The sequence below is a fragment of the Pseudomonas sp. NPDC096950 genome (assembly GCF_044762525.1).
In the GTDB taxonomy this organism is placed as follows: Bacteria; Pseudomonadota; Gammaproteobacteria; order Pseudomonadales; family Pseudomonadaceae; genus Aquipseudomonas.
The window spans coordinates 91233-105339 of the sequence record NZ_JBIWEL010000003.1; the positions used below are offsets into that span (position 1 = coordinate 91233).

The 14107-nt window shown below is 54.3% G+C and carries 16 protein-coding genes and 1 pseudogene; 8 read left to right on the forward strand and 9 right to left on the reverse strand.

Annotated elements, in window-relative coordinates; translation table 11 throughout:
- Window positions 1-68: 68 nt before the first annotated feature.
- Both ACIQY3_RS07425 and ACIQY3_RS07430 read right to left on the reverse strand, forming a co-directional pair.
- On the reverse strand, window positions 69-470 hold the full coding sequence (locus ACIQY3_RS07425; protein ID WP_403018233.1) for a hypothetical protein: 402 nt from the start codon (window positions 468-470) through the stop codon (window positions 69-71).
- Window positions 471-583: 113 nt separating this feature from the next.
- Window positions 584-898 carry a DUF2388 domain-containing protein gene (locus ACIQY3_RS07430; RefSeq protein WP_054055228.1) on the reverse strand — a complete coding sequence of 105 codons (315 nt, stop codon included), beginning with the start codon at window positions 896-898 and terminating at the stop codon, window positions 584-586.
- A gap of 224 nt (window positions 899-1122) precedes the next feature.
- Between ACIQY3_RS07430 and ACIQY3_RS07435 the strand changes: the two are divergent.
- The 3 genes and pseudogenes from ACIQY3_RS07435 to ACIQY3_RS07445 form a co-directional block, all read left to right on the forward strand.
- A pseudogene (locus tag ACIQY3_RS07435) lies at window positions 1123-1878 on the forward strand (MCP four helix bundle domain-containing protein); the annotation flags it as partial.
- A gap of 132 nt (window positions 1879-2010) precedes the next feature.
- Window positions 2011-2736: a methyl-accepting chemotaxis protein gene (locus ACIQY3_RS07440; RefSeq protein WP_403018755.1), complete on the forward strand. Its 726-nt coding sequence runs from the start codon at window positions 2011-2013 to the stop codon at window positions 2734-2736.
- Between the two features lie 66 nt (window positions 2737-2802).
- Window positions 2803-3468: a polysaccharide lyase family 7 protein gene (locus ACIQY3_RS07445; RefSeq protein ID WP_403018235.1), complete on the forward strand. Its 666-nt coding sequence runs from the start codon at window positions 2803-2805 to the stop codon at window positions 3466-3468.
- A gap of 135 nt (window positions 3469-3603) precedes the next feature.
- Here ACIQY3_RS07445 and ACIQY3_RS07450 read toward each other — a convergent pair whose 3' ends face one another.
- The gene (locus tag ACIQY3_RS07450; protein ID WP_403018237.1) at window positions 3604-4005 is read right to left on the reverse strand and encodes a winged helix-turn-helix transcriptional regulator; all 402 of its coding nucleotides are present in this window, start codon (window positions 4003-4005) and stop codon (window positions 3604-3606) included.
- A gap of 100 nt (window positions 4006-4105) precedes the next feature.
- Between ACIQY3_RS07450 and ACIQY3_RS07455 the strand changes: the two genes are divergently transcribed.
- The gene (locus ACIQY3_RS07455) at window positions 4106-5035 is read left to right on the forward strand and encodes an aromatic alcohol reductase (RefSeq protein ID WP_403018238.1); all 930 of its coding nucleotides are present in this window, start codon (window positions 4106-4108) and stop codon (window positions 5033-5035) included.
- A gap of 124 nt (window positions 5036-5159) precedes the next feature.
- Here ACIQY3_RS07455 and ACIQY3_RS07460 read toward each other — a convergent pair whose 3' ends face one another.
- Entirely contained in the window at window positions 5160-5591 is a 432-nt protein-coding gene (locus ACIQY3_RS07460) for a nuclear transport factor 2 family protein (RefSeq protein WP_403018240.1), read from the reverse strand.
- 183 nt (window positions 5592-5774) lie between these two features.
- Here ACIQY3_RS07460 and ACIQY3_RS07465 point away from each other — a divergent pair, with 183 nt between their 5' ends.
- The 4 genes from ACIQY3_RS07465 (at window position 5775) to mqo (ending at window position 9361) form a co-directional block, all read left to right on the forward strand.
- On the forward strand, window positions 5775-5996 hold the full coding sequence (locus tag ACIQY3_RS07465) for a hypothetical protein (RefSeq protein WP_403018241.1): 222 nt from the start codon (window positions 5775-5777) through the stop codon (window positions 5994-5996).
- Window positions 5997-6008: 12 nt separating this feature from the next.
- Window positions 6009-6440, forward strand: coding sequence for a DNA methylase (locus tag ACIQY3_RS07470; RefSeq protein WP_403018243.1), 432 nt, complete (start codon window positions 6009-6011; stop codon window positions 6438-6440).
- 53 nt (window positions 6441-6493) lie between these two features.
- Complete coding sequence (locus tag ACIQY3_RS07475; protein WP_403018244.1) at window positions 6494-7159, forward strand: DUF72 domain-containing protein; 666 nt, start codon at window positions 6494-6496, stop codon at window positions 7157-7159.
- 549 nt (window positions 7160-7708) lie between these two features.
- Entirely contained in the window at window positions 7709-9361 is a 1653-nt protein-coding gene (gene mqo, locus ACIQY3_RS07480) for a malate dehydrogenase (quinone) (RefSeq protein ID WP_403018245.1), read from the forward strand.
- A 137-nt stretch (window positions 9362-9498) separates the two neighbouring features.
- Here the strand turns inward: mqo and ACIQY3_RS07485 are convergent, their stop codons facing one another.
- From ACIQY3_RS07485 to ACIQY3_RS07505, 5 genes are all read right to left on the reverse strand, one after another.
- Window positions 9499-10686, reverse strand: coding sequence for a hypothetical protein (locus tag ACIQY3_RS07485; RefSeq protein ID WP_403018246.1), 1188 nt, complete (start codon window positions 10684-10686; stop codon window positions 9499-9501).
- A 120-nt stretch (window positions 10687-10806) separates the two neighbouring features.
- Entirely contained in the window at window positions 10807-11664 is an 858-nt protein-coding gene (locus tag ACIQY3_RS07490; RefSeq protein ID WP_403018248.1) for an HNH endonuclease signature motif containing protein, read from the reverse strand.
- A 181-nt stretch (window positions 11665-11845) separates the two neighbouring features.
- Window positions 11846-12646 carry a restriction endonuclease gene (locus tag ACIQY3_RS07495; protein ID WP_403018249.1) on the reverse strand — a complete coding sequence of 267 codons (801 nt, stop codon included), beginning with the start codon at window positions 12644-12646 and terminating at the stop codon, window positions 11846-11848.
- Between the two features lie 172 nt (window positions 12647-12818).
- On the reverse strand, window positions 12819-13091 hold the full coding sequence (locus ACIQY3_RS07500; protein WP_403018250.1) for a hypothetical protein: 273 nt from the start codon (window positions 13089-13091) through the stop codon (window positions 12819-12821).
- 43 nt (window positions 13092-13134) lie between these two features.
- Window positions 13135-13884 (reverse strand): hypothetical protein, encoded by a 750-nt coding sequence (locus tag ACIQY3_RS07505; protein ID WP_403018252.1) that lies wholly within the window; start codon window positions 13882-13884, stop codon window positions 13135-13137.
- Window positions 13885-14107 lie beyond the last annotated feature (223 nt).

Here is a 14107-nt window from a genome sequence, read left to right on the forward strand (position 1 = left end):
ACGACCGCTGATCTTGTTTCGTTGGGTTTGAAGTGAATCGCCGCGCCAGTGATACGGCGGTGAAACACTCAGGCGTCGCGCAACAAGTCGTTGGCGTTGAGCAGCTCGTAGGCGATTTCCGGACGCTTTTCCAAGCTGCGGCGAATGGCAGCCGGAATGGCGGCGCGAGTCTTGCGGCACAGACCGGGCAGTTCCTCGATTTGAATGCCGATACCGCGCATGGTCCGCACTTCGTTGAAACTCGGCAGCAGTTCGACGCGAATGCCCAATTGATCCAACATCCGCACTTTAAGGCGTTCAAGGTCCGCGAGGCTTTGCAGGTTTTCCAGACGATCCAGCAGGCGTTTTTCTTCCTGGCGGGTCAGGAACAGGATGCGCACGTCCGCGCCGGGTGTTTCCAGCAACGGGTCACGCCCGCAGATGCAGGCGCCAGGTGGGCAGGGTGAGCGGATCGGGGCCGAGGTCGTCATGGGCTCAATCATAGAGGCCCATGAACGGTTTTGCCCATAGCGTTCGCGCGCGGCCCAAGGGCAGGCATCCATTCGAGCCTGCCCCTGATATTCACGCGGATAAACGCAGGTGTTTAGTGAGCCGCCGGCCCTTCGTACTGAGCGAGGATGGCGTTGGCCAGCTCTTCGTCGGTGGCGTTGAGGCCTGGGTTGTCCTGGCGGATCTGCTGCAACACCGCCTCCATGTAGACCCCGCGAATTGCGCCGTTACTGGCGACAAATGCAGAAACGTCATCCCTGGCCGGAATCACCATTTTGTGATCTTTGAAGGTGGAATACAGCGAAGCGGAAACCCCTGCCGAGGTCGCGACATCCTTGCCGCTTACGGCCAGGGCTGACCCGATGGGCAGGCACAATATCAGAGAAGTAATGAGTAGCATGCGGCGCATGGCGTCGTCCTCCAACAGCGTAAGGCGAAAAGGAAGTAACACATTACTTAGGAGGTGCGGCGAGGCTCAGGAGTTCAATGCTGTGTGCATAACCCCCCGCAATGGGCGGGTGCGCCGTTGGTCTTAAACCGACGGGCGTGTGGAAATAGGCTTAAATAACCACAGGATGGGGTCGATAACCCTTTAAGAGCCGCCTTTCGCAGCGTCCGCCCGGGGAACTACAAGTGTCCATAAAACTGCGTCTACTTCTCTTGATGGGAACTGGCCTGCTCACTGCGTTGATCATGAGCCTGGTCAGTTATGTGGGAAACACCCAGATGGCCCAGGCCGTGAACGACAGCGAGGTCAGCATGGCGGCGCTGCGTAATCACCTCGAGGCCGACATGATGCACGACGCCCTGCGCGCCGATGTGCTGTCGGCGATGCTGGTCGGGCTGGGCAAAAGCACCAGCAGCAAGGAAGAGGTGCGCAGTTCCATCGAGGAACATGCGGCGCGTTTTCGTGAGGTGGTGGGGGAGAACCTCAAGCTGCCGGTCAACGACACCATCATGGCGGGCCTGAACAAGGTCAAGCCGAGCCTCGACACCTACATCAGCGCCGCCGAACGCATCGTCGGGCTGGCACTGGAAAACCCGGACGCGGCGCAGCAGCAGTTGGGCTCGTTCAACACCGTGTTCACTCAGCTGGAAGGCGATATGTCGTCGCTGAGCGAACTGATCGAAACCAATACCCAACAGGCCAGCCAGGCTACTCAACAAGCCATCAGCCACGCCAATATCGCCCTCGGCAGCGTCCTCGTCGCCAGTCTGCTGTTACTGCTGGCCCAGGGTCGTTGGGTGATCCTGAGCATCCTGGGCCCATTGCGCTCGGCCAGCCGGATCGCCGACAGCATCGCCCACGGCAACCTGAGCGAACCGATCATCGAGCCCACCGGCCATGACGAAGCCAGCACCTTGATCCGCACCCTGGCGACCATGCAACGGGACCTGCGCGGCATGATCGAAGTGGTGCGCAGCAACGCCCATGGCGTCAGTGGCATGAGCCAGCAACTGAGCAACGGCTGCCACGAAGTCGCCGGCAGCAGCCAGCAACAAAGCGTCGCCGCCAGCACCATGGCCGCCGCTGCCAGCGAAATGACCGCCAGCATCGAAGAAATCACCCGCCACGCCGATCGCGCGCTGAACATGGCCAGCCAGGCCGAAGAGTTGGCCAAGGATGGCGGCAAAGTGATTCATCAGGTGGTCAGCGACATGGACGGCATCGCTCGTTCGGCGCAGCAGTCGGCCCAGGTGATTCGCACACTGGACAAGGAATCCGAGGGGATTTTCAGCATCATTCAGGTGATCAAGGGCATCGCCGACCAGACCAACCTGCTGGCGCTCAATGCGGCAATCGAGGCCGCGCGTGCCGGTGAGCAGGGCCGTGGATTTGCCGTGGTCGCCGATGAAGTGCGTAGCCTGGCGGGCCGCACCAGCGCCTCGACCCAGGAAATCGCCGCGATGGTCGCGCGCATCCAGCAAAGCACCCGTGAGGCCGTCACCAGCATGGAGGCCGGCGTGGCCCAGGTCGACAAAGGCATGGCCGTGACCGCCGACGTCGAGCGCGCCATTCGTGAAATTCTCGAAGCCACGTTGAACACCACGCAATTGGTCAACGACATCAGCCGCACCATCGGCGAACAGAGCCTGGCCAGCAACGAAATCGCCCATCAGGTGGAAATGATTGCCGGCATGTCCGAGGACAACAGCAAAGTGATCGGACGCACGGCGTCGACCACGGATGAGTTGTCGACGCTGGCGGGCCAGCTGTCGCAGTCGGTGGATCGCTTCCGGCTCTAAGAACATTCCTTGTGGGCCATTGGACTTAAGTGCTGTAGGGTCCGGTCGCCCCCAAGGAGAGTTGTAATGATTGATCTGGCCACCTGGAACCTGACGATCCCTGTCGGGACGCCTGCCAAAGTCATCGATACGCCGCGATTGGTGGATGGCTATTCCGATTCGTATTTTCGCTCCGGCGATAACCTATTTTTCTGGGCGCCGGTTACCGGGTCCAGCACCTCAAAGTCCGAATTCCCCCGCAGCGAATTGCGCGAAACCCTGAGTGACGGGACGCTGCGCAACTGGACTTATCCCGAAGCCGATCACCGACTCAAAGCCGTGTTGAAGGTCAATCAAGTGCCTTCGACGGGCAGGATCGTGATTGGGCAAATCCATATCTACCAAGCCAAAGGCCCGCTGCTGAAAGTTGAATACCAGTACGACGAACTCAGCAAGAAGGGCAATGTAATTGCCAACTATCGACTGAAACCGGGCAGTGAAGACATCACCGTCGTGATTGCCAGGGACATTGCGTTGGGCAAGCCTTTTTCTTACGAAGTTCGCTTCAGTTCTGCCGGGTATTTGAATGTCAGTTCCCAGGGGTATAGCTGGGGCAAGCAAATCAGTTCGAGCTGGAAGAACAAGCAGTTGTATTTCAAGGCCGGGGTGTATGCGCTGGACAATGCAGGATACAAAAATGAAGGGGGGCAGGTGACGTTCAGTCAGTTGGATGTGGCGCATACCCGGCCCTGACTGAAGATTGAGGTGCCTGTGCGGGCCTCTTCGCGAGCAGGCTCGCTCCCACATTGGATCTCCAGTGTCCTCAAATCCCCTGTGGGAGCGAGCCTGCTCGCGAAGGCGTCAGACCAGACACCCAAGCTCTAAAGTCTATTCAACCGATTTTTCATATTTAGCCCTTGCCGCCCGAAAACCCCCAGCGTTGTCCATCACCCAATTCCACAACGGAATCATGTTCTCCAACAACCCGGTGCCCAGCTCAGAGAGTTGATACTCCACCCGTGGCGGCACTTCCTGGTAGTCGTGGCGCAAGACCAAACCATCGCGTTCCAGCGTGCGCAACGTGCGGGTCAACATGCGCTGAGTCACGCCTTCCATGCGCCGTCCGATCTCGGCATGCCGCAGCGGACCGGCCACGCCCAACGCATAAACAATGCCCAGGGACCAGCGATTGCCGGCGTGTGTCAGCACCTCGCGCTTGAGCCCGTCGTCGTCCGCACTCAGCGCTTCGCAAGCCACTTGCGAGTGTTTGATGATGTCTGAAATGTCCACTCGGTTCTCCGGTATCACCCGTGTGCCTACTTATGCGCGGCGTCGAAGGGTGCCAGCATGATTGCTGAAATTCAGTCATCTGGCGAACAGGAGCCACACGATGAGCAACCACCCAAACAGCGGTTCGCGAAATATTCTGGTGCTTGGCGCCGGGGAATTGGGCATGGCCGTGATGCGGGAATTATCCGAACAGGCGTCGGGCGCGAAGGTCACTGTGCTGTTGCGCGCTTCGGCCATCGACACACAAGACCCGAGTCGCCTCGCGCAATTGTCCGAGCTGCAAACACTCGGCATCCAGACCCTGGCTGGCGATATCGCGAAAGGCACGGTCAGCGAACTGGCGGCGCTGTTTGCAGACTTCGACACGGTGATCAGTTGCGTCGGATTTGCTGCGGGGCCGGGCACTCAGACCAAACTGACCCAAGCGGCGATCGAGTCTGGCGTTGCCCGTTACTTCCCATGGCAATTCGGCGTGGACTACGACGTGATTGGCTTCGGCAGCGCGCAGGATACGTTTGACGAGCAACTGCACGTGCGCAATCTGCTGCGCGCTCAACAGCGAATCGAATGGGTGATCGTGTCCACCGGCATGTTCACCAGTTTCCTGTTCGAACCGTCCTTCGGCGTGGTCGATCTGGCCAACAGTACGGTCCATGCGCTCGGGGACTGGCATACACAATTGACGAATACTACACCTGAAGACATCGGCCTGCTCACGGCCAAAATTGTGTTCAAGCAGCCACGCTTTGCGAACCGGATTATGTACGTGGCCGGCGACACCATCACCTACGGGCAACTGGCTGACGTGGTGGAATCCGCACTCGCGCGCAAGATCACGCGGGTGCAGTGGAGTGTGCCGATGCTCAGGGCTGAACTGGCAAAGCGGCCGGATGATCAGTTGAGCAAGTATCGCTTGGTGTTTGCCGAGGGCAGGGGCGTGGCGTGGGATAAGGCGGGGACGTTCAATGCTCAAGAGAAGATTGACGTGGTGACGCTGGAGCAGTGGGTTGCGGGGCATTTGGGCAACTGAGGATTTGCAGTGTCTTGGCTGGCCTCTTCGCGAGCAAGCCCGCTCCCACAGGAGGAATGCATTCCAAATGTGGGAGCGGGCTTGCTCGCGAAAGCAACAGATCAGACAACCACTATCCCAACCATCAGATACGGAAAGCCTGACGCCCAATCAACAACCACTTCCCACCCTGTTTCTGCCAAATCTGAAAGTTCTCGATCTCGGTCGGCACCACTTCCGTGCCATTGAGCGCCAGCGCCGAGAAGTGGTTGCGCACCAGCGCCGTGTCGCCCAGCAGGGTGATGGTCTGCTTCTGCATTTCCAGGGTCTTGAATGCGCTTTTGCCGGTTTCGATATCGGCAATAAATTCTTTCTTGTCCTGGACCTTGCCGCTGGAATGCCCGTAGCTCAGCTTGGCGGCCGTCAGCTTTTGCAGCTCGGGAATGTCCTTGTGCAGCATGGCTTGGGTCAGGTGGTCGACGGCTTGTGCCACGTCTTTCTCGGCGGTCGTCGGGGCGGCGGCTACGTAGCCACTGAACAGGCACAGAAAACCGATCACTAATTTGGCTTTTTGCATGGGTGTTTCCTTGTTGTTGTGGGTGGGCGAGACTGGCTTAATTTGTCAGTCGTCGTACAACTTAGCAGATATTTTGCGGATAAGGCAGATCGCGTTTCGGGTGTTTATCGCCATTTGTCGGGAGCGGGGAACGGGCCTCTAGCTCAACACTTCCAAGGGAAAACGACCCAAGGAAGCCAGACCATGAATGACGATCCGAAGCAGGAAGCCTTGGCCGCCTGGTACAAGCTGCTACGACAACCCGGCATCCGCATGGACAGCGAGGAGCACTACGACGAACTGTTGAAGGCTGCCGATGACATGGAGCGCGCCGGCTTTATCAATGCCTCGGAGTGGCGCGTGCTGGTACGCGAGGCGGGTGTGGCGTTCGCGCAATCAATTCAAGGCATCGGTGGTGGAACCTAGGAGGGGCGCGCCATGAGCAAATCAATCAGCGCTCGCGACTTGGGCATCGACCTGAAGAAAGGGGATGAAGGCGCTTTGTTCAATTGGTTCGTCGCCAGTTTCCTGATGGGCAAGCGTATCCAGGCCGATATCGCTGCCCAGGCGTATCGCGTGATTGTTGAGAAACACACGCGGGACACGGCACGCAAGTTGGCGGGTTGTACCCATAGAGAATTGGTGGCGATGCTCGGCGAAGCCCATTACGTGCGTTACGACGAAACCACGGCCGAGCGTTTGCGCCACTTGGGCAAAAAACTCAGCGACGAATACGCCGGCAAAATCGGCCATATTCACAGTGTCAGTGAAGACCGCCAGGCCTTCGAAAAACGCCTCGGCGAGTTTGAAGGCGTCGGGCCGAAAACCATCGAAATCTTTATGCGTGATGCTGCGGCGGTGCTCTATTGAAACCGCTCTACATCGGCTGTGCGGGCTGGAGTTTGCCTCGGGAATACGGGGCGATGTTTCCCGACACAGGCACGCACTTGCAGCGCTATGCGACGCAACTGACGGCCGTCGAAATCAACAGCTCGTTCTATCGCCCGCATCAGCCCCGGACCTATCTTCGCTGGGCGCAATCCGTACCGGCGGCGTTTCGGTTTTCGGTGAAGCTGCCGAAGATCATCACCCATGTTCAGCGCTTGCAGAACTGCGAAGGGCTGCTCGACGAGTTCCTTTCTCAATGCCTGCAATTGGGGGACAAGTTGGGCTGTTTGTTGATCCAGTTACCGCCCTCGCTGGCCTATGACGCCTTGGTGGCCGCGGAGTTTTTCCGCGTCTTGCGCCAACGTTATTTCGGTTCAGCGGTGCTTGAACCTCGCCACGAAACCTGGCGCGCAGCCAGCGGGTTGCTGATCGAACACCGGATCGGGCGGGTTGCGGCGGATCCATCGCCGATTACTGGCGGCACTACCCCGGGTGGATGGTCCGGTGTGCGCTATTGGCGGCTGCATGGATCGCCACGGATTTATTACAGCGATTACGACTTGGAGCGATTGCAGGAGCTGGCGACGAAGGTACAACTGTCGGCGCAGGCGGGGGCCGAGACGTGGTGCATTTTTGATAACACTGCGAGCGGGTTTGCGTTGGGGAATGCGTTGAGTTTGCGGGGGCTTTCAGGGGCTTGAGTTTGGTGGTGTCTGTACCGGCCTCTTCGCGAGCAAGCCCGCTCCCACAGTTGATCGCATTCCAATGTGGGAGCGGGCTTGCTCGCGAAGGCGTCCGACTAGCCACCCGAAATCTCAGAGCAATCCACCCTAAATCTGCTGTGCATATAAATCCCCCTGTGGGAGCGAGCCTGCTCGCGAAGAGGCCCATCCAGACACCGCAAATCCAACAGCCCTCAGCCCCAAACCCGGACCACCAAGTCGCGAACAGACGCGCGGGTTTGCCGTGTCGTGATATTCTTCGCCCCAACTTGCTTTGACCTATTCAGTTCGCACGTCCCCGAGACGCGCAAACAGGATCAATGTCGCTCAAGTAGCTGAAGCCAATAATGATAAAAAGTCAGTTCAGTAGGGACATATAAACTGAGGTCGATGGAACACGTCGGCCTTGTGTGCCCACCCTCCAATCCTGATGTGCGGGAACCCGCGACATGCTGCCTGCGTGCCGTGAACCAGGGGCCCTGGCGTTGGGATGGAAGGGCGGATGGCGTTTTATCATAGGTGCTACAGATGCTTAAAAAACTTAACACGGCCCTGCTGGGGCTGGCTTTGTCGATGGGGATCACGTCCGTTCACGCGGAAGAGGCAAAGAAAGTCGATGTGCTGCTCATTGGCGGCGGCATCATGAGCGCGACCCTGGGTGTGTGGCTCAATGAGTTGCAACCGGACTGGTCCATGGAAATGGTCGAGCGCCTAGACGGCGTCGCCCTGGAAAGCTCCAACGGCTGGAACAACGCCGGTACCGGTCACTCCGCACTCGCCGAGCTGAACTACACCCCGGAAGACGAGAACGGCAAAGTGTCGATCCCGAAAGCCGTTGAAATCAACGAAGCTTTCCAGATCTCCCGCCAGTTCTGGTCGTGGCAGGTTCAGCAAGGCGTCCTGAAGAACCCGCGTTCGTTCATCAACTCCACACCGCACATGAGCTTCGTGTGGGGCGATGACAACATCAAGTTCCTGAAAAAACGTTACGAAGCCCTGCAAGCGAGCCCGCTGTTCGCCGGCATGCAGTACTCCGAAGACCCGGCTGTGATCAAGAAGTGGGTTCCGCTGATGATGGAAGGGCGCGACCCGAACCAGAAAATCGCGGCCACCTGGACCCCGATCGGCACCGACGTCAACTTTGGCGAAATCACCCGCCAGTTCGTTGCGCACCTGCAAGCCACACCGAAGTTCGACTTGAAACTGTCTAGCGAAGTGCAAGACATCACAAAGAACGACGACGGCACCTGGCGCGTCAGCTACAAGAACCTGAAAGACGGCACCAAAACCGAAACCGACGCCAAGTTCGTGTTCATCGGCGCGGGCGGCGGTGCACTGCACCTGCTGCAGAAGTCCGGCATTCCTGAAGCCAAGGAATACGCAGGCTTCCCGGTTGGCGGCTCGTTCCTCGTGACCGAAAACCCGACCATCGCCGAACAACACCTGGCCAAGGCCTACGGCAAAGCCTCCGTTGGCGCACCGCCAATGTCGGTTCCGCACCTGGACACCCGTGTCCTGGACGGCAAGCGCGTCATCCTGTTTGGCCCATTCGCGACCTTCAGCACCAAGTTCCTGAAAGAAGGCTCGTACCTGGACCTGCTGACCAGCACCACCACCCACAACATCTGGCCGATGACCAAAGTCGGCATCAAGGAATACCCACTGGTTGAGTACCTTGCCGGCCAACTCATGCTGTCCGACGAAGACCGCCTGAACGCCCTGAAAGAATACTTCCCGAACGCCAAAGCCGAAGACTGGCGCCTGTGGCAAGCCGGCCAACGCGTGCAAATCATCAAGCGTGATGAAGCTGCCGGTGGCGTGCTGAAGTTGGGTACCGAGATTGTTGCCTCGGCGGACGGCACCATTGCCGGCCTGCTGGGCGCATCGCCGGGTGCATCGACTGCGGCACCGATCATGCTGACCGTGCTGCAGAAAGTGTTCAAGGATCAGGTTGCTTCGCCAGCCTGGCAGGAGAAGTTGCATCAGATCGTGCCGAGCTATGGCACTCAACTGAACAACGACCCGGCCAAAGTGGCTGAGGAGTGGGCTTACACTGCAAAAGTGTTGCAACTGACTCCGCCACCGGCGATCCCGCAGTTGACGGCTCCGGCTGCTGCTCCGGCGCCTGCTGATGCTGGCAAGGCTCCGAAGGCTAATGCTGCAAGTGATATGGCTCTGTAACTAAAAGCCTTATCGGAAAAAGCCCACTGAACCGGTGACGGTTAAGCGGGCTTTTTTATGGATAAAAAGTTTTCACATTTAGAGCTGTATGTCCAATTCTGTAATCAAGAAGTAGCGCTTGCTTTTTTTATACTTAATTAAATCTGATCTGGCTTGATTTGAACTGGTTGCAGGTGTTTAAGTGAAAACAAGTTTAAAGCGGCAATGGCTTCAGTGACTTTTATGCACATTACCAAATATTCTTTATAGGTTATGCTGATGGGCGTGCCATTGTTTTGATTGAAACTGATTTTTGCTTTTTTTGGATTGTACTTCATATGACTATGGAAAGAAGCATTTCTCAAGTGGTTGTCATAGCAAGAGGATATTTTATTTAAGTTGATGTTATCTTTTATGCAGCGGAGCTTATCCCCGTTTCCATTGCTAATGAATTTACCTAGGGAGTCTATTTTTTCAAATCTGTGCGGATCTCCCCTTTCTATTGCGTTGTTTAATCCTGCGGGAATAAATAACATTTTGGCTAAGGTTTCATAGGCGGAGCTATAGTATTTTTTTGTTCTGTTGAAGTCGGTTGAAGTTGGCTTCACACTGTCTGATATTTCAATTCCCTTGTTTAGGTAAGTAAAGACTTGTGAAAACTCACTGAATAGTCCTATGAATTCTTCGATGGATTCAAGGTTGTCGATGCTTTGAGTTGTATTGAAATCAATTAAGGTGGATATATCGCCAGCTTTATTTTTCTCTTCGGTGATAGCGTTTAATAGCTCTAGCCCATACGAGCCTAGTAGGTGGTTTAATAGCTTCTCGAAGTAATAATTGTAGGTTTCGCCTGTTTTCTCATCAAAGTTTGTTTTGTTTTTTTCAATGTAGCTGTTTGCAAGTTCGTTCTTGTTTTTGCTAAGTAGTGAGCAGATTTTTAAGTAAAAACGCATCGCTTCACTGTTGTAGTTTTCATAGTTGGCACGATGCTCGATAATCCCCTCATTCTGTTCTTTTCTCAGTAGGGCGTCCATTCTCTGCATTTCCAAGCAGTTTGACATGACCGCTGTAAATATATCCCCTGCCTGGACAATCTTATGGCTGGTGCCAAAGTCAGGATTCAGGTGGACCTGAATGGCTTCGGAATAATCGAAATTATCCGCCCGGCAGTTACGGATATATCTATATTGACCGCGGGAAAAAAGACTCTCTAATCCGAATTCAATTTCCTCTTCGCACTCGGTACAAGGGAATATGTGGTTTTGTTTATCCTCTCTCCCTACAGTTACCTTTAACAGATGCTTGGTGTCGCAGGTGTTGCAAGCTATTTTCGGGGTGATTACCATGCGTCTCTCCAAAGAAAAAATGAAAATTGTTTATGCTGAAAATTTAGTTGGAAATAGATTGATCTAAATGGAGTTCAATAGATGCTAAAAAATAAACTTGGTCGTTTTATTGCCAGGTATTTAGAGTTTTTTCATTTGGTAGGACACCATGCCAGGATATGGGCCTTGGTAAACTCTCAAAAAATCGTTAAACCTTTCGAGCAACTTCACAAGCAACTGCATCGAGCGGGCTGTAGGGTCTATGTAAACTATCTCGTCACCAGCAATATAGTTATAGAAACTTACCGGCTGGCTTCTCGCAATTGAGATTCCGTCCATGCCGGCCAATATCTCGGCACGCCTGACAATCTCGGTTTTCCAAGCCTGAAAATCCGGTAAGAACGTCCAGTGCGGATGCTCGGCATTCCAACGCCTTGAATTTTTGCAACCTGCTTCGCGAATAGCGAATACAATTGGTGCTGGGATGGATTTGGGCGGCGTGAGTTGATCCTTATAAACCGAGTAGAAAGAAATATCGTGCATGAACTCCCCGAGAGGGAAAAGCTGCTTAATAAAATCTTTAGCTTTTTCATACTCGTGCTTCATATCCACGCCGATCGGAGCGAGCGAGCGCCGGCGGCTGCTCTCGTTGTGAGCATATTCAGCAGCTTCCTTCCACAGAAGTAAATCTTCACCGCGGAACAGCTCAGGGCTCTGATCTACCATTCGGTGACAAACTCGGCAAAGCCAGATTCCATTCCCATAACTATTAGGGTCTAAGTTTTGCGGTAAATCGTCATATCTTGCGGACCCTGCTCGGTTTTCCGTTCCACCGCGCAACCCATAGATATGAGCTGCTTCACCGGTGAATTGCTGTTTGCCCTGCGAATGATTGTAGGTATTCGTTTGTGCATTACAAAATGGTGCAGAGCAGTGAAAGCCTACTGCTTCTCGAAGTCGTTGTTTGATATTTGAGCCAAATCCACTTTCGTCTGCCATAAAATTCCTTGTTCGCTCCATTAGCCTTAGGTGATGGGCTGTATTATTTGCTTGTAGGAAAAAATCCGAAGACTGGGTTACGATTTTCCTAAGGCACATCGTAAGTAGAGAGCATGTTTGTCTGTCGCGTGCAGTAAAAATAAATGCATCCCCGTTTTGTGAACATGTCAGCAGAGATAAATTACTTTTTCACATCTTCTATGGATGGAATAGGTTCACCAAAATACTCGTTAGTCAAATCCTCTCGTGACGCGTGTATACCAATAAACTGTGCGTCTGGCTTTGAACCCGGTGGAAGGAAGCAGATTAGCGCGCCTCCATTCATTTTTTTCTCGTAGAGTTCAAGGGTGATCAAGAAGGCTCGTAGTGCGAAACGAGGGAGGCCCCGAACGGCCCATCGTGTGGGATCAAGTCCTGCGTCACGGAATAGTCGTTCTGCATGATATTTTGAGTATGTTAGCGGTATTAGATCTTTACCTGAAATAGGGTCTTTATTAGCATAATGCGAGCCAGTTACTTTACCGTTCCGAATCTCCATGATGATCCAAAAAGGCTCTCCTATATAATCATCGCCAGGAAGCGCAACAGTCTTTAGTCGCTCTGCCAACAAGTTGTTGAAAGACGGGAGGTCATCAAAAACCAACGGTAAAATTTCATGAAATTTGGCGTATTTATCTGCGCCACTCTGATATCCATTTCTGGAAACTATCACCCCGGTAATATTTCCGATGTCACGTAGTTTTGATTCGAATTCTAGAACTTGGCCCTTCGAGATACCACCCGCCCAGTCTTTGCATTCGATGGCTACACGGTGTCTAACACCTGCTCGTGCAAATTCATAGTAAACGTCGACTTCATGTTGAAGTCCAGATTTTCCGACTATAAATACAGAGTTACCTACAGTCACCCCTTCGTCACGCATGTTTAGTAGAAATGAGTAGATGCGCTGTACATCTTTTTCTAATGATTTACCTGGTTTCATGTGTGGTTACCAACATGTGTTTGTATTTTTAATTTTCGATAAAACTAGCCTGAAGCAGTTTCGTCTAGATAATGGTATGTGCGTGTAAGTTTTATTTTTCAATTCAAGACAACGATATTCGTCGACTCTCATTTCTTCTTCGGCTGCCAATATTGCTCCTTGGAGGAATTCCTTACTTCCAAACCCAGTGATAAACCCGCTTCACCAACTCCAGATAATTCCACGCCAACGTCGCCCCAATCGCAACCCCGGCCAGCCCAATCTTGAAAACCGATTGCTGCCAGTCATACGACCGATCAAACACCAAATGTGCCAGCCAGTAACCGTCGTAGTGGTAATAGGTTTTGTAGGTCACCAGAAAGGCAAAAACACACAACATCACCGACAAACAAAACACCACGAATCCCAACTTGTTCAGCGGTGTTTCAAGCTTCTTCAACATCATGCGTACGGCTTCCTATAAAAAACGATTAAGCACAGCGCACTCATCACGCCTTTTCTTTTTTCAAATTCTGCGCGACTTCGCCGGTCACGCCAGCCGTGATCACACCCGCGCCCGGCAGTATGTTCGTCACCGTGCTGGTCCCCGTGATAGGAACATTGCGGATATAGGCATCGACTGGCACACCACCGCGCATATGCGCCGAGACCATTTGTGGGGTGAGGACGGTGCGGGTGATGGTGGAGCTGACGGTTCGGAACAGGTTTCCCAGGGCCGATACGATGGAGATGATGGTGAGGGCGGCGAAGGGGATGGAGAGCCACATGACGCTCATTTTGAACAGCGCATGTTCTGTGGATAGGCCGTTAAGGCTGCGGCAGTAGAGAATCGAGGCGATCAGATAGACGCCAGCGATTATAACGATGGCCATCGGGTCGCGTATGTCGAAGGCCAGTCGTGCGCAGAGCAGCCCGTAGATCACCACGCTGGCGAGCACGTCGGGCATCAAGCTTTTCAGGCCTTCCAGGGCTTTGGAGATGTTGTAGATGACGAAGCCGATGACGACGATCCAGCCAAGCACGGGTATGAAACCGATGATCAGGACGACGACCGAGAGCAGCAGGCCTTTGATGATGCCGTGGTGCAGGTTGTTTCTGATCAGGTAGAAGACGAAGTAGCCGAAGGAAAACAACGCGATCAGGGCGAGGGATGCCAACACCGCTTCAGGCTGGAGGAAAAAGCTCATGCCGCCTACGGCAATCATGAAGGCGAGGCAGAGGTAACCACTTTTGTTCATGGGTGTTCGTCCGTGATCTGGGAGCAGGGCGTTCTTGCGTTTGGACGTGCATGCTACTAATTAGCCATTACTTTTGTCGAGCCACGGTTGCTGACCCAGTTCAGCGGGATCAGGCAAGAATTCAGCAGAATGCGGCCATCGCTCACACCCGCCCACGCCGTACTCTATTCGCACCACGGCGCAATCCAGCCGCCAAGTCTCCTCGACGGTCGACTGTCCATCG

Excerpts from the sequence above, each read along its gene's own strand:
- ACIQY3_RS07425 (WP_403018233.1), bottom strand. The coding sequence starts at position 470 with ATGACGACCTCGGCCCCGATCCGCTCACCCTGCCCACCTGGCGCCTGC.
- ACIQY3_RS07430 (WP_054055228.1), bottom strand. The coding sequence starts at position 898 with ATGCGCCGCATGCTACTCATTACTTCTCTGATATTGTGCCTGCCCATC.
- ACIQY3_RS07440 (WP_403018755.1), top strand. The coding sequence starts at position 2,011 with ATGGCCGCCGCTGCCAGCGAAATGACCGCCAGCATCGAAGAAATCACC.
- ACIQY3_RS07445 (WP_403018235.1), top strand. The coding sequence starts at position 2,803 with ATGATTGATCTGGCCACCTGGAACCTGACGATCCCTGTCGGGACGCCT.
- ACIQY3_RS07455 (WP_403018238.1), top strand. The coding sequence starts at position 4,106 with ATGAGCAACCACCCAAACAGCGGTTCGCGAAATATTCTGGTGCTTGGC.
- ACIQY3_RS07460 (WP_403018240.1), bottom strand. The coding sequence starts at position 5,591 with ATGCAAAAAGCCAAATTAGTGATCGGTTTTCTGTGCCTGTTCAGTGGC.
- ACIQY3_RS07465 (WP_403018241.1), top strand. The coding sequence starts at position 5,775 with ATGAATGACGATCCGAAGCAGGAAGCCTTGGCCGCCTGGTACAAGCTG.
- ACIQY3_RS07470 (WP_403018243.1), top strand. The coding sequence starts at position 6,009 with ATGAGCAAATCAATCAGCGCTCGCGACTTGGGCATCGACCTGAAGAAA.
- ACIQY3_RS07475 (WP_403018244.1), top strand. The coding sequence starts at position 6,494 with ATGTTTCCCGACACAGGCACGCACTTGCAGCGCTATGCGACGCAACTG.
- mqo (WP_403018245.1), top strand. The coding sequence starts at position 7,709 with ATGCTTAAAAAACTTAACACGGCCCTGCTGGGGCTGGCTTTGTCGATG.
- ACIQY3_RS07485 (WP_403018246.1), bottom strand. The coding sequence starts at position 10,686 with ATGGTAATCACCCCGAAAATAGCTTGCAACACCTGCGACACCAAGCAT.
- ACIQY3_RS07490 (WP_403018248.1), bottom strand. The coding sequence starts at position 11,664 with ATGGCAGACGAAAGTGGATTTGGCTCAAATATCAAACAACGACTTCGA.
- ACIQY3_RS07495 (WP_403018249.1), bottom strand. The coding sequence starts at position 12,646 with ATGAAACCAGGTAAATCATTAGAAAAAGATGTACAGCGCATCTACTCA.
- ACIQY3_RS07500 (WP_403018250.1), bottom strand. The coding sequence starts at position 13,091 with ATGATGTTGAAGAAGCTTGAAACACCGCTGAACAAGTTGGGATTCGTG.
- ACIQY3_RS07505 (WP_403018252.1), bottom strand. The coding sequence starts at position 13,884 with ATGAACAAAAGTGGTTACCTCTGCCTCGCCTTCATGATTGCCGTAGGC.